This is a genomic window from Rothia sp. HMSC08A08 (assembly GCF_001808385.1).
GTDB lineage: Bacteria > Actinomycetota > Actinomycetes > Actinomycetales > Micrococcaceae > Rothia > Rothia dentocariosa.
The window spans coordinates 109,780-124,935 of record NZ_KV793071.1 but is presented as its reverse complement, the minus strand read 5'-3'; the positions used below and the strand labels follow the sequence as shown (position 1 = coordinate 124,935).

Genomic DNA, 15,156 nt, shown 5'->3' with positions numbered 1-15,156 from the left:
CTTCTGAGTAAGCCTTTGTGTGTGCTAAGACTCAGGATCGAAGTACAAAATCCTTGAATTCATAATGGTTACAGCCTCGACACTTAACCACAGTACCGCTCCTATGACGGCACCACCAAGCGTCCAACCGTGTTTAAGTGCCTCTGGCATAGGTACTAGTAAAAGCACCATCGCCATGAGTAACACCTTCACCACATAACTTACAAGCAAAGCCTGAGGAATCCCAATCTTTATACGGTGTGCCCCCAAAGCAGTTGCTACGCCCATGGTGAAACATATATAGACTACCAGAAACCCAACCATAAATCCCGCCGACCCGCGAATGCCCAATATGATTCCCAGAATCGGTAAACAAAGAACTAAAACCAGTGCAGACATTACGGTCTCGCGATAGGCTAAAAGCCCCCAGGAAAAGCCTTGCACCCTATTTTGCTTATTGTCTTTCTTACCTATACCATAGATAAATTTTGGGTTCCACAGAGCCCTCCGAATCGAATTTAGCCGCCGTTGTTTCACTCCTGTGAACCTTCAGACTTCCGCTCGCTCATAGGATGCGTCTCTGTGTTCAGATCTGCAATATTCTGCTTGGAATTAGAGTGCCCTTGCTCGGCAGGCTGCAGACGCGTATCCAGTAGTTCGGGAAGTCGCAGGTATAAAACAATGACGGCTACAGCAAGGGCAAGAACGCCAACACCAGCAAAAAAGGCACCTGTTAGGAAAAGATCTGAGGCAAAGAGTACAAAAGCCCATACAATCGCAGTCGCAGAACTCACCATAATTGTTGCGCTGATATGTCCCAATCCGACGTCAGTCAGACGCTGATACACATGGGTTCGATGCGGTTTGTACCACTGCTCCCCAGCAGCCATACGACGTATAAGAGTCATCGCAGAATCTGCAAGATAAACCAGAAGCGGGGCTATCGACGCAAGGAACGGAATTCCAGCATAGAAAGCACCAACGGCAATTGTTCCAAGAGAGGCACCTAGAAAGTAAGAACCAGCATCACCTAAGAAAACATTGTGACCCATGCGTAAATTCCAAGGTAGGAAAGCCGTATAGGCACCTGCAACTGCCAGACCACCTATCGTCATCCACGGCAAACTACTTACGCCACCCATATAGGCGTAGGCAAGCCCAGCCACCAGCCCATGGCATCCGGAGATACCGTTGATGCCGTCCATAAAGTTTGTAACGTTTATATACCCCGCAATAAAGAGCCCCGCTACAGGAACCCACAGCAATGATGCCTCTTGAATAATAGCGAGAGAAAGTGCAATACCGAGTCCTATAACAAGCTGCATCCCGGCACGCTTGGCAACGCTGACCCCATAGACATCTTCGGTCCATCCCAAAAGCAAAGCAAGACCGCCGCCTGCCAAAAAAGTTAACGAGATGGGGAGATTTACAGTCCACCCCATGAGGGTAGCGACCGCGAAGCTCAAACAGGTAGCGCTAGCGGTTGCCAGCCCCATGCCCCGGTACGTCGGAATCGTATGCGAGGAACGCTCATTGGGTATATCAACCATATTTAGCGCGTGCAACAGGGGGCGTACCGCAAAAGGCAGAAGCGCTCCTAACACAAACGCTAGTATAAGCACCAGAGATGCCTGGTTCATGTCTCTCCTCTAGACGGTAAAACCTCGTAACAGGGTGTAATTTGGGATTCTACTTCCCCGCTGCTGGTTCTACAAGACGAATTCATCACGTAGTACACGCCTATGTAGACGTTAACGGGGCAAAATTTCATCGTTCAATATTCAGTCCCTGTGTTCTTCCAGAAGACGACCCTGACGCGGATCTACTACGCGGGTAAATCCATGACGCTCATAAGAACGATGCGCTTCATAATTCTGAATCCACTGCTCATAATCCAAATCCTCAGGATTGAGAGCTGGTGCCGTCGAGTGAGAAATAAACTTGTTTTGAGTGCTTCGAGTGTGTTGCTCATTAGCACCAAAGAGGGTTTCATCCAATTTTTCGCCAGGACGCAGACCGGTCACTACAATATCAACATCGTAACGTTCATAGGCTTTACGCATCTCATGTGCAACATCGTAGATAAATACAGGCTCACCCATATCAAGCACCATAACTTCACCCGGATGACCAATAGCCCCTGCCAGCATCACCAGCAGGCAAGCATCCGTGATGAGCATAAAGTATCGGGTAGCGTTCTCATCAGTAAGTGTAATGGGACCGCCGTTGAGAATCTGCTGCGTAAACAGAGGTTTGATAGAGCCGCGCGAGCCAAAAACGTTACCGAATCGAACCGATACATAAGTCTTCCCCGTCTGCTGTCCAAACCACGAGGTTAAGCATTCAGCGGTTCGTTTTGACTGCCCCAAAGCGGTCTTAGGGTCTGCCGCTTTATCAGTTGAAACATTCACAAACGTTTCAACATCCGCCGCTTGCGCAGCATATAGAACGTTAAGGGTGCCCAGCGAATTTGTTTTCCATGCTTCCTCAGGGTATGCCTCCAGTGCAGAAACATGCTTCAAAGCTGCGGCGTGGAAAACCACCTGCGGTTTTCGTTCAAGGAAGATATTACGCAGGTTTTCTCCCTCACGAATATCCGCGAGAATAATACGCTCATCATCCAGGCTGGACTCGCCAGTGATCGAGAGCTTTGTTTCCATCAGCAGGGTTTCGTCACGATCGAGCATCATGAGCAGCTCAGGGTCGTATTCGTGGATCTGACGGCATAGCTCAGAACCAATAGATCCTCCTGCACCGGTCACCAAGACCCGCTTACCTTGAAGGTAGCTGCGCAAAACTTCAGTATCGACATCGTAGTTGATTTCACCGCGGATAAGCTTCATGAGCTCGTTATCGTCGGTTTCTACCACATTGTTGCCGAAGAGCTTTTCGCTGGCGCTCGCTACACGAGTTACTTCGACTCCGTGTTTTTGCATGCGTGCCCAGACCCTGTCGAAACGATCATGCGGCATGTTGGTGATAGCGACGATCATTTTTTTAGGGGCATAGCGCCTGATGACCGCATCCAGTTCTTTACCGGTGTTATAAACCGGCACATTATGAATGTTAATACCGCGTAGCTGAGGGTTATCGTCCACTACCGCAACAGGTCGCATATATGCAGAGTCATCATGCATAAGAGCTTCGATAACTGTGCGACCTGTAAACCCGGCGCCATAGACGATAACAGGCTCACCATCAAGATTACGCAAAGTCTTATGCTCAACATAAATACGCTTAACCATGCGCATCGCCGCCATGAATAGCAATGTAATACCCACCGAAATAGGCGGCACACCATGAGGCACATGTACTAGTCCGAGAGCTTCGTCTACGTAGCTGAAGAGGAAAAGCGCCACCGAGACGATACCTACGGTTGCGCCCGCACGCCAGACTTCCTCGAAAGAACCGTAAGAATACAGGCCGCGGTACACCTTCATACCGTAGCCCACAAGAATTTGCAGAATAATCGCAAACCCCATACTGAGCGCCACGCTTTGAAGATCAATCACATCAAAGACAGAGTTCTGGTTCAGAAGCAGGCTGTACCGCAGCATAAACGCGATGACGAGCCCTATAATCCAGGCTACGGAATCTAGTGCAATCTGAACGAGAAGCCACCAGCTTTTAGGGGTGTAGGGGCGTTGGCGATCCACCACCGCAATCGGTTGAGTCGTGGGATAGTTCTCCACTTATGCGTCCTTCCCCTGCAAACTATTCTCTACGTTCCTACTAGGCCGTATATCGGTGAGCGCTCGAAATGCCTTACGGCGCGTACTCTCCGGAATAAACCGGTACGCCGTTCGAACGCTCATATTCTTAATCCACCCGAGCTTTGAGATCGCGTGCCCGGTATATAGTCGACGTTGAATCGCCCAATCCTGTTTCCAGGCGTTAAGTCCGCCCCGCCGTGTGTAGGCACCTGCACCCGCACGATAACGGACTAATGGCTCAGGCACATTACCAATCTTATAACCGGCTGAGATAACCCGCGACCACAGCCACCAGTCTTCGGCCCCGGGTACATATTCATACCCTCCTAAACGCTGAACAACGTCTTTGTAGAAAGCCACCGTTGGGTGGTACAGGGGATTGCGCGAAGGCATCATGTCAGCCAACCGAGATGCATCAGTTACCGTCTGGCGGGTAGCCTCTAATGTGGTATTCTGTGCATCAACTTCGTACATGGCAGAGCCCATCACCGCACAGTCGCTCTCGATAAGCGCCGGAATTAGGGTTGCAAATCGGTCTGACTCCGAAATATCGTCAGAGTCCGCACGGGCAACGATGCCGTAAGAACAAGCATTCAGCCCCTCGTTGAGTGCAGCGGCAAGACCCACGTTCTGAGGCAGCTTGACTGTGACGATAGGAGCGCATTCCCCCGCCCTGCTACGTTCGACCCAACGGTCAATGACCGCACGCACTTCAGAAGGCAACGGACCATCCTGAACCAAAACCAGTTCAGCAGGCCGAAGGGTCTGATGCTGAGCGTTCGAGGCAATAGCCGCCTCCACATGATCAGCAGATTCCCGAGCGTAAACACTCATCAGAACAGAGAACTCTGCCTGAGAATGTGGTGCGCCGAAGGAACCACAATTTTTTTGAGCGCCATAATGCCCCGGAAATTCAAGGTCGTACACTTCGCGAAGCACATCACGATTAAGGCGAGGGGCATGCAGCGCATCCTTGATGCCCCTCAGGAAATACCCCAAGTAGATAGATTTTTCGTCCGTACGCAGAACCGTCGAAGCCCAAAGTCTTGCTACCGACCCGCCATATAAAAACTTCTCAAGCGGGCTCAGAGTACGGGCTCGCGTGAAAACCCACAATTTATTGCGAACATCGTTATAAAATCGTGGACCCGGCTTCGCATTCGTCGTCCCAAAAGTTTTCGTGTGGTGACGAGCCACCGAGGCGGGTACAGCAATGGCATCTCGGTGATGCGCAAGACGGGTCGAAAATTCAAAGTCATCATTCCAGATAAAAAAATCCGCAATCGGTAGGCCGCCATTCTGACGAATAACTTGAGCGTCCATCACCAAAGATACAAAGGAGGCGCTGCGTATAGGCCGACCCCCCACCGCTTGTGCACGACGATGCCGCCCAGAGCCAGCACCGAACATAGTGCGCATCGTATTCATGGGATGGTCTTCCCCATTGGTCCACACAACCCGTGAAGCTATCAAGGCGGGACGACGGCTGCGGTCCGGCGAATATGATTCCCATGCTTGAACAGACTCATGCAGGGTGTTTTCGGTTGGTTCAGTGTCATCATCCATAACCCACACAAGATCTGGATTGTGGCGCGCTAACGCTCGATCGATTCCAACGGCGAATCCACCCGCACCTCCCATATTCTGAGACAATGTGATGATATCGAGCGGAAGCGAATAGCTTAGATTTTTTAGATACTCGACCGTGCCGTCGGTAGAGGCGTTATCAACCACGACAACGGCATCCGGCACAACCTGCCCTGCGGCGATACCTGCAAGGGTAATGGGTAATAAATCTTGACGATTATAGGTCACAACAACCGCTACAACACGCGGCCTACCGAGTTGTGCCACACCGCAGACAGGCGCACTCACCGAGTTTTCGCTCTCATCAGGCATCGACGCTTCCTCCCCCAGCACGCACTTTTCAGGCGGACCTATAAACACACGGATATATGAGACATCCCAAGATAGCTATTCTACCCGTCGAAAGCTCTATAGCTAAACATTACGTTCCAGCTTCAGTTTCGACTAGAGACCAAAAAGTTAGTTCCGCCACGTGCTCCTGTGCCACGACTATGCTTTAGCTCTCTTCTGCCCTGAAGTACTACTCTAAAACGTTATTTCTGTTTCTTAAACACCACCGAATATGCGAAAGTTGAAATACACACTCCGTAACAGTTTGGGGTGAGAAAGGTGAAAAGACGTGTCCGAGTCTAAATGGAAAGTTATCGGTGCAAGTGGCTTCGTGGGGTCGTCCATCGTGGCACGACTAAATGCCGAAGGAATCAGCGTAGATCCCATTGAGGCACCCCGTTTAGCAACCCGAGCACTCGACTCAAGAACTATTATCGAAGAAGCTCAGCTCCTTGAAGGCATCATCGACTCCCTAGCGGATGCGTTTGCCGGGGCTCAGGTTGTTGTTAACGCAGCAGGTCTTGCTGCCCCCAATATGCAAGACGTACCTGCGCTAGTGGGTGCTAATGCTCTGTTACCGGCGGTTATCGCTATAGCAGCACACCGTACCGGAGTACGCCGAGTTATTCACCTCAGTTCGGCAGCAGTTCAGGGCGCAAAATCTGTTCTTGATGCGAGCGAATACACAGCTCCCTTTAGCGCATACTCCTTTTCAAAAGCCTTGGGTGAAGAAACTCTTTTAGACTTGCAGGATACGTTCCACGAGGCCTCGCATGGCGAAACCTCTGAACCTGTTGAGCTGTGCATCCTGCGAGCCACCAGCGTGCAGGGGCGCGGGCGCCGCACTACCGAGGTCTTCGCCAAAATAGCCTCTTCCCCGTTAGCTTCTGTAGCAGGTGCAGGAACCCGCAAATCCCCCGTATCGAGCTCATATGCACTGGCTGAATTTGTGGTTAAAGTCGGCTCCTTTAAGGGTGAACTGCCCTCTATTGTGCTGCAGCCGTGGGAAGGCGAGACGGTAGCCTCTACCATGGCGGATGCCGGTCGCCGCAAGCCCGTGCACCTGCCTGAATGGCTGTGCAATCTGGCGGTTAAGACCGGGTATACAGTCTCCGAAATGATGAACGATAGGTTCCAAGGTTCCGTTCGCAAAGTTGAGCTCATGTGGTTTGGACAAGAACTCGACGATTCCTGGGCTCGTGAAAACGGTCTTCTACCCGAGCCGCGAGTGCGTGAAGTGCTGCGCAATGCCCATACTGCACTCGGTAAAAAGAAAGATAAGCGATTTAAGAACGCCTAGCTACAGGCCCTTACACTTTTCTACACAGCATAAGCAACGACGGTGAGGGATTCGAGAGTTAGTATCTCGATTCCCTCACCGTTTTTGAATAGCCGTATTTTCTTGTGAGAATTATCTGCCCTCTAAGATTCTGATTTCGCCTCGCCGTGCACAAGGGCGCGAGCAGCATCCGTCGATACCGGCTTAACTGGAGCCTGCGCTGTCTTGACCGGCTGAGGTGTGTTGTTGCGGTATCCGCGCAAACGTTTTTGATCAAACTCAGGCTTTTTATCGGCAGCAAGCGAGGTTGCGGTATTAACGGCGCCCAACAGCATGTCTGCGATGGAACCGGCTACTGGTGATGCTGCCCGTTCCGGTTCTTTGCCGCTGCCGGAATGCTCTGCGTCCCACTGGTCATATGCTTCATCAAGGTCTTCCTGACCGGTAGGTTTCTGCTCAGTATCTTCTTGAGTGGAGGTTTCTTGCTTATCTTTCTCATCGTTACGAGCATTGAGCTCGCTACGGGTCACGATTGAAGGCACAACCTCACGAAGCTCTTCAACGGTAATAGCACCTTCACGAACCACAACATAAGGGGTCGAAGTACAGTCCAGGATTGTGGACGGTTTGCTTTCGCCAACGCTTCCGTCTTCCTGTGGTGCAGGACGAGGACCATCGTCCACAACAAGCGTGACGTCCTTACCCAGCTGAGTAAGCGCTTCTTCGGCATTAGCTGCCGCAGGCTGTCCTGTCTTGTTAGCCGAAGACACTGCCAATGGGCCGTGCTCGGTAAGAAGCTTGAGCGCAAACTTATCGTCAGGAACACGTACAGCAACCGTCCCTTGGGTTTCGCCCAAATCCCACGTCAGCGATGGATAGGAATACAGAATAATCGTTAGGGCTCCGGGCCAAAACTTATTGCCCAAATCATATACATCGTTTGGGATTTCGTCAGCAACGCCCGCAAGAGCTGCAAGGTCGAATATCAGCACAGGCGGAGGCATGGTACGGGAACGGCCTTTATCAGCCAGAAGCTTCGAAACGCCCTGATGCGAGAAAGCATCACAGGCGATGCCGTAGACGGTATCGGTAGGAATCACGATAGTTTCGTGGGCATTCAATGCCTCACGAGCGGCTTCGACGGCCTCCGTGGTCTCGGTATCAGTCGTTACTGGGTACAGCTTTGCGTTCACGTGCCTTATTCTCTCATGTTTTGGTACGAGGCGGTGGATGGCGTGACAAGGTTACGCAATAAGCGAGTAGCCACACCCGAATATACCGCTCTCTACCGGGGTTTATATCCTGCGGTATGTCTGGGTTTGCCGTTCAAATCTCGGATTGAGTATATGCTCACAAACCCCTGTGCCGCCAATGTCTCAGCCACTCGGGTCTCTTGTGAATCATCGTGCTCCATCATAAAGAAACCGCCGGGACGCAAAAGATAGTGAGCCCGAGCGATTACCTCCCGAGGAATTTCCATGCCGTCTTCTCCCCCGCCATAAAGCGCCATTTGCGGGTCATACTCGGCGACTTCAGGAGCCTGGGGTTTGCGGTGAGGAGGAATATATGGAGGGTTTGAAAGCACCAAGTCAAAGTATCCGGGCAGATCTTCAAGCGAGGTACGAATATCGCCCGGAATAAGGTGTACGTTCTGAGGATCAAGATTCTTGCGTGCCCAGAGGAGAGCCTGCTCGGAAAGTTCAACCGCAAAAACTTCTGCTTGAGGATTCTCTTCTTTAATCGCTGCGGCGATTGCCCCGGATCCCGTGCATAAATCCACGACGCGAGGGCGAGCGTTAGACTCGTATGACGCCAAGACCCGCAGAGCTTCCTCCACTAGAAGCTCAGTTTCAGGACGGGGAATAAAAACACCCGGACCTACCTTTATCTCCAGGTGATAAAAAGGTGCGACCCCCGTAATATGCTGCAACGGAACGCGCTGAGCTCTACACTCTAGCAGTTCCGTATAGCGTACTGAATCTTGTGGGGTAATCCTACGCCCCATCAGGGCGAACCGCTGCACGTCCGCACGAGTTACTGAGGATTCCCCATAGCTACCGCGCTTAATGCCTTGAGAGCCAGTACCTAACAGATATGCGGCAAGAAGTTCGGCATCTGCTCGGTATTGTTCTATCCCGGCGTGACGCAGTACATCAGCACCGCGGCGCAAGGCTTCATCAAGCCCTTCGCCGCGGTGTGCTGTTGGGGTGACCCGTAATCCTGTCACTTCTGCGTTGCCTCGGATTATTCCTGCTCTTGGCCAACCTGTTCCAGTCGGTGAGCCTCATCCATTTCGATGGCAGACTGCACGACTGGATCAAGGTCGCCGTCCAAAACCGCGTCTAAGTTATATGCTTTGTATCCGGTACGATGGTCGGCAATACGGTTCTCGGGGAAGTTGTAGGTACGTATGCGTTCCGAACGGTCCATCGTGCGCACCTGAGAGGCACGATGCGCGGCGTTCTCAGCGTCGATCTGCTCCTGCTGATGCGCCAGCAAACGGGCACGCAGCACGCGCATTGCAGCTTCGCGGTTCTGCAGCTGTGATTTCTCATTCTGCATAGCCACAACAATGCCCGTAGGAAGGTGAGTAATACGCACGGCAGAGTCGGTTGTATTCACAGACTGTCCACCGGGACCGGAAGAACGGTAAACATCAATCTTCAGGTCGTTCTGACTGATCTCGATCTCTTCGGGTTCATCAACCTCAGGAAATACGAGCACGCCCGCAGCCGACGTGTGAATGCGCCCCTGTGATTCAGTCGCGGGAACACGCTGAACTCGGTGCACGCCGCCTTCATATTTCATGTGTGCCCATACGCCTTCGGCAGGTTCGTTGGAGGTTCCCTTGATTGCTATCTGGGCATCCTTGTACCCACCCACATCGGTACTGGTGGAGGAAATAACCTCAGTCTTCCAGCCCTTATGCTCGGCATAACGCAGATACATGCGCAAAAGGTCACCCGCGAAGAGAGCCGCCTCATCGCCGCCCGCGCCCGCTTTGACCTCAAGAATAACGTTGCGACCATCATCAGGATCACGAGGGATCAAAAGACGGCGTAGCCTCTCTTGGGCTTCTTCAAGCTCGGCCTCAAGAGTAGGAATCTCAGCCGCAAACTCAGGGTCTTCTGAGGCCATTTCACGCGCCGCTTCTAAGTCATCCGCCAAGGACTTGTATTTGTTATATGCGGTCACGATACCGGTGAGTTCCGCATAACGCCGCCCCACGCGGCGAGCCTTCCCCTGATTTGCCTGAACGGCGGGGTCAGCCAGCTGCTCCTGAAGCTCAGTGTGCTCGTCAAGGAGCACCTGGATAGACTCAAACATTTTTGCTCTCTTACCTTTGTATACGCGCCGATTTTCGGGACTCGCGTATATCTTCACTTCATTATTACAGGGTCTAGGCACCGCACACCCCGTACCGCACAATCTTTTGGGCGGTACGGGGCGAACAATGCTGTGCGATAACCGCTACGAGACGGTTACCTTGCTAATCCACAAGGCGCAGCCCATTCTTCTGAACGGTCAGCAAGAATTCAACGTTGCTCTCAGTCTTCCGAAGCTGGTTCGTAAGAATATTTAGAGCCTGCTCGGGTTCCATACCGGCCAGAGCACGGCGCAGACCCCACATAATCTTAACTTCGTCCGGAGAGAGCAGATTCTCTTCGCGGCGTGTGCCGGAGGCGTTAATATCCACCGCCGGGAAAATACGCTTATCCGCGAGCTGACGTGACAGACGCAGTTCCATATTACCGGTGCCCTTGAACTCTTCGAAGATAACTTCATCCATCTTCGAGCCGGTCTCTACCAGAGCCGTCGCCAGAATAGTAAGCGAGCCACCTTCTTCGATGTTACGAGCGGCACCGAAGAATTTCTTCGGCGGGTACAGAGCGGCAGAATCAACACCGCCGGAGAGAATACGACCGGAGGCAGGAGCCGCCAGGTTGTAGGCACGCCCCAGACGAGTCATGGAATCCAGCAGCACGACCACATCGTAACCCAGCTCAACCATGCGCTTAGCTCGTTCGATAGCCAGCTCAGCAACGGTGGTGTGATCCTCAGCAGGACGGTCGAAGGTTGAAGCTATAACCTCGCCGGAGACCGTGCGCTGCATGTCGGTTACTTCTTCAGGGCGTTCATCCACCAAAACCATCATGAGGTAAACCTCAGGGTTGTTGGCAGTAATAGCGTTCGCGATCGACTGCAACATAAGGGTTTTACCGGCCTTTGGCGGCGAGACGATCAGACCGCGTTGACCTTTACCGATCGGAGATACCAGATCAACAACACGGGTACCCAGTTTCTTCGGGGTGGTTTCTAGGCGCAGTCGTTCCTTGGGATACAGTGGGGTAAGTTTCGAGAACTCACGACGGCTGGAAGCTTCTTCCACAGGCTGCCCGTTAATAGCCTCTACCTTCACAAGCGCGTTGAAACGCTGGCGCGAGTTTTGTTCTCCCTCGCGCGGCACGCGAATAGCGCCCAGAATATGGTCACCCTTACGCATGTGGTAACGCTTAACCTGAGCCAGGGATACATAGACATCGTTCGGACCGGGCAGATAGCCGGAGGTACGCACAAAAGCATAATTATCGAGGATATCGAGGACACCGGAAATAGGTGCCAGTACGTCGTCCTCATTCACCTGAGGCTCATCGGAGTCCCCACGACGGTTACGACGATCGTTCTTTTCATAGCGGTCACGCTTATTGCGGCGGCTAGTGCGCTCCTCACGATTCTGATTCTGTTTTTCGAATCGTTGATCGTTTTTCTCGGAACGCTCATTCTTCTCAGAACGGTCACGCTTGTTACGGCGGCTAGTGCGCTCTTCGGCCTCTTCTTCGCCCTTACGACGGTTATTCCGATCGCGTGTGCGGGTACGTTTAGTCGGCTTCTCAGGTTCAGAGCCGAAAGTCATATCCAGAGCCGCCGTAATGGAGTCCAGGGTAGTAGAGCCGTCCGAAGTTGTGGCTTTCAAATCGGCGGAATTCTCGGGAAGATCACGTTGTGCAGAACGCGAACCGATGCTTTCAGAAGCCAGTTCTGCTTTCACATCTAAGGGAGGCAAATCCGCATTCTTACCCTCTTGGGGACCGCGACCGTTCTTAGCTTCACGGTCTTTCCGAGATCGTGAATTTCGAGTGCGGCGAGTGGTACGTTCATCGTGCTCGGGGGTCTCGGTACTCTCGCCAGATGCTTCTTCGGAAGATTTCTTTGTTAAGGAAGCCTCATCAGGTTTAGCGACTTCTTCAGAAGCTGCCTTAGCGGCCTTGCGACTACGCGCGCGCTTCTGTGCCGGAGTCTCATCCTGCGCTTGAGAATCTTGCGACTTTGAGCGGGTGTTTTTAGAAGTTTTCGTGCTTTCTTGAGTCGAGGCAGCCTCGGCACCTTCGGTGGTGCCGCCGCGCTGATGCAGGGTTAACGCTTCCACAAGCTCAGCCTTCTTCATTTTCAGGTATCCACGAATACCGAGCTGCTGAGCGAGAGTACGAAGCTGTGCGACCTTCAAGCCGCTGAATTCGGAGAAAGCGTCACCGGAACCGGTGCCATTATCCTCGATCACGACAATGTTCTTTGCCAAACGATTTATCCTTTTAGTCAGGGACACCCAGAAAATCCTCTCAGAATTGAGGATCGGGTTTTTCTCATCATGCATACAGTGTAGAAACTACATACCGCATACTGTGCGGTATCGCGCTACGCTGTATTGCCTCATATATATCCGAGGCACTCACTTTCGAACCGTCGTTACGTGAGGTCAAGAAACGGCAAAGTCCTTGTGAAGTGAGGCAAAAAAATACATAACCACAGAAAAATATTTCCTCGCGAGCTCCCCACGGAAGAAGAAGCATACGCGAACACACAAAAAGACGTGGTTCAAAGAAAATACTTTCCATTCCCGGTTGTGGCGGTTCTTCGTGCGACCGGGAGATAAAACAAACACGATAAACCATGTCAGGTGAAAAACACCTTACTGTGTAACTATAACACCTTCTGCATCGATTTCAAGGGGCATGACGCGCCATGACAGGCGACGCCCCTCATATTCGCTCCCCTCATGAGTAGCCTCAAACTCAGCGATCGCTCGCTGTGCTGCAGCGACTTCTTCACAGCTACGGGAGAAGGTTAATACGGTAGGTCCGGCCCCCGAAATTACGGCGGGAAGCTGCCGATCACGCAGATAGGCGACCAGCGCCGCACTCGGTCGCATCGCAGGAATACGGTAGCCCTGATGCAGATAGTCCACGGTCGCATCCATAAGATACTCCGGTGCCTGCGAAAGGGCTTGAATCAATAAAGCAGCACGACCTGAGTTTGCCGCAGCCTGCTCATGCGGAATCTCGGCGGGAATCAGCGAACGCGCAAGTTTTGTAGAAACTTCATAATCGGGCACCGCTACGATAGGTACAACGGCAGAATGAACCGGTACGACCAACGAACGCCAGTCCCCCAGTTCGCCCCAGGATATTGACAGCGAACCATACACCGAAGGCGCCACATTATCGGGGTGCCCTTCAAGGTCTGAAGCTACTTGAAGAATCTGGTCACGACTCAATTGAGCGTGCTCGGGAAGCAACCCGGAAGCCGCCGCAACGCCCGCAACAATAGCGGAGGCAGATGAGCCCATGCCACGTGAATGCGGAATACGGTTGTGCGCCGTCAGCCTGAGGGCGGGGAACTCATGAAGCCCGACCCTCTCGAAGGCGGCATGCATCGCCTGAATCACTAGATGGGTTTCATCGCGCGGTACGGCCTCACTGCCCTCGCCGGAAAGCTCAAATTCTAAACCTTCAGAAATACGCTCAACCCTAAGTTCATCATAAAACCCTAAAGCCACCCCTAAGGTATCGTAGCCGGGCCCGAGGTTAGCACTTGATGCCGGAACCTTGACGGTGACGGTTTTACCGACAGGAATATCTGCGCATGTGATAGGGGTATCGGAATTCGACATGGAAACCTCGGGTGCATGTGGATGTTAGGAGCGCATACCGTGCTGTTCAAGCGGTGGAACAACACTAATGTCACTTACTTTACGAGAATTTATCCTAGCATTGAGCGGGTTACGGACAGAATAAGACGCCCTTGCCCAAGAAAATTTTCTCGGACAAGGGCGTATCGACCTATCGGTTAACAGGCTATAGGGTGGTTAGTTCAGGTCAAGAATATCTGCCACAGCCACAACATCGAAGGCTGCCTTAGTCGGTTCAACCTTCGCACCGTTGACCGGTTCCAGCGCCCACTGCGGATCCTTCAAACCATGACCTGTCACCGTAATGACAATGGTCTTGCCTTCAGGAGCCTCACCCGCGCGATGTTTCTTGAGCAGACCCGCAACACCAGCGGCTGAAGCGGGCTCAACGAAAACGCCCTCGCGGGAAGAGAGCCAGCGGTGCGCCTCAAGAATCTCCTCATCGGTGACAGCTTCAATCACGCCGCCGGATTCGTCACGTGCCGCCTCAGCTTTCTCCCACGAGGCAGGGTTGCCGATGCGAATTGCGGTCGCAATCGTTTCGGGAGTGTCAATCGGGTGCCCTGCAACAATCGGAGCCGCGCCAGCTGCTTGGAAACCCCACATGATGGGTCGCTTGGTGGCGACCGGCTCTAGAACCTTGCCGTCACGGTTCGTATAAGGCTCGGAATACTCCTTGTATCCCTTCCAATAAGCGGTGATATTACCCGCGTTACCTACCGGGAGCAAGTGGTAATCGGGGGCGTCTCCCAGGGTGTCGACGACCTCAAAAGAACCGGTCTTCTGCCCCTCAATGCGGTAGGGGTTCACCGAGTTCACCAAGAATACTGGGTAATTCTCGCTGAGTTTACGGGCAATTTCGAGGCAGTTATCGAAGTTTCCGTCAATCTGAATAATATCGGCACCGTGGGCGATGGCCTGCGAGAGTTTACCCATCGAAATCTTGCCGTCCGGCACGAGTACCGCGCAGCGCATCCCCGCTTGAAGCGCATATGCCGCTGCCGACGCTGAAGTATTACCGGTCGAAGCGCACACAACAGCCTTCGCACCTTCGCGTTTAGCGGCGGTAATAGCGCTCGTCATGCCGCGGTCTTTGAAAGATCCGGTGGGGTTCATCCCCTCGAATTTGAGGTATACCGTATTGCCAGTCTGCGCTGACAGCGCCGGTGCGTGAATCAGCGGTGTTCCGCCTTCGCCTAGAGTTACCGGTTTTACCTCGTCCCCGAACGGAAGACGGTCGCGGTATTCGTTAATGACGCCCTGCCACACATGTGCCATGGGATTCTCCTACTTTCTGCTGA

11 protein-coding genes are annotated in these 15,156 nt (G+C 52.7%); 1 reads left to right on the top strand and 10 read right to left on the bottom strand.

What is annotated here, in order from left to right:
• Positions 1–24: 24 nt before the first annotated feature.
• From HMPREF3164_RS05875 to HMPREF3164_RS05860, 4 genes are all read right to left on the bottom strand, one after another.
• A complete protein-coding gene (locus tag HMPREF3164_RS05875) occupies positions 25–378 on the bottom strand; it encodes a hypothetical protein (protein ID WP_239664734.1) in 354 nt (117 codons plus the stop codon).
• 134 nt (positions 379–512) lie between these two features.
• Positions 513–1,619 carry an MraY family glycosyltransferase gene (locus HMPREF3164_RS05870; protein ID WP_048754812.1) on the bottom strand — a complete coding sequence of 369 codons (1,107 nt, stop codon included), beginning with the start codon at positions 1,617–1,619 and terminating at the stop codon, positions 513–515.
• Positions 1,620–1,760: 141 nt separating this feature from the next.
• Positions 1,761–3,671, bottom strand: coding sequence for a polysaccharide biosynthesis protein (locus tag HMPREF3164_RS05865; RefSeq protein WP_048754813.1), 1,911 nt, complete (start codon positions 3,669–3,671; stop codon positions 1,761–1,763).
• Positions 3,672–5,591: a glycosyltransferase gene (locus tag HMPREF3164_RS05860; RefSeq protein WP_246822619.1), complete on the bottom strand. Its 1,920-nt coding sequence runs from the start codon at positions 5,589–5,591 to the stop codon at positions 3,672–3,674.
• A 307-nt stretch (positions 5,592–5,898) separates the two neighbouring features.
• Here HMPREF3164_RS05860 and HMPREF3164_RS05855 point away from each other — a divergent pair, with 307 nt between their 5' ends.
• A complete protein-coding gene (locus HMPREF3164_RS05855; protein WP_070449536.1) occupies positions 5,899–6,909 on the top strand; it encodes an NAD-dependent epimerase/dehydratase family protein in 1,011 nt (336 codons plus the stop codon).
• Positions 6,910–7,031: 122 nt separating this feature from the next.
• Here the strand turns inward: HMPREF3164_RS05855 and HMPREF3164_RS05850 are convergent, their stop codons facing one another.
• The 6 genes from HMPREF3164_RS05850 to thrC form a co-directional block, all read right to left on the bottom strand.
• Complete coding sequence (locus HMPREF3164_RS05850) at positions 7,032–8,081, bottom strand: L-threonylcarbamoyladenylate synthase (protein ID WP_070449534.1); 1,050 nt, start codon at positions 8,079–8,081, stop codon at positions 7,032–7,034.
• A gap of 92 nt (positions 8,082–8,173) precedes the next feature.
• On the bottom strand, positions 8,174–9,115 hold the full coding sequence (gene prmC, locus HMPREF3164_RS05845) for a peptide chain release factor N(5)-glutamine methyltransferase (protein WP_070449530.1): 942 nt from the start codon (positions 9,113–9,115) through the stop codon (positions 8,174–8,176).
• 17 nt (positions 9,116–9,132) lie between these two features.
• The gene (prfA, locus tag HMPREF3164_RS05840; RefSeq protein WP_048754816.1) at positions 9,133–10,215 is read right to left on the bottom strand and encodes a peptide chain release factor 1; all 1,083 of its coding nucleotides are present in this window, start codon (positions 10,213–10,215) and stop codon (positions 9,133–9,135) included.
• Between the two features lie 163 nt (positions 10,216–10,378).
• Positions 10,379–12,541, bottom strand: a complete 2,163-nt coding sequence (gene rho / locus HMPREF3164_RS05835) for a transcription termination factor Rho (RefSeq protein ID WP_083297354.1) — start codon at positions 12,539–12,541, stop codon at positions 10,379–10,381.
• Positions 12,542–12,856: 315 nt separating this feature from the next.
• Positions 12,857–13,837: a homoserine kinase gene (thrB, locus tag HMPREF3164_RS05830; protein WP_070449525.1), complete on the bottom strand. Its 981-nt coding sequence runs from the start codon at positions 13,835–13,837 to the stop codon at positions 12,857–12,859.
• Between the two features lie 195 nt (positions 13,838–14,032).
• The gene (thrC, locus tag HMPREF3164_RS05825) at positions 14,033–15,133 is read right to left on the bottom strand and encodes a threonine synthase (RefSeq protein WP_013398873.1); all 1,101 of its coding nucleotides are present in this window, start codon (positions 15,131–15,133) and stop codon (positions 14,033–14,035) included.
• Between the last annotated feature and the right edge of the window lie 23 nt (positions 15,134–15,156).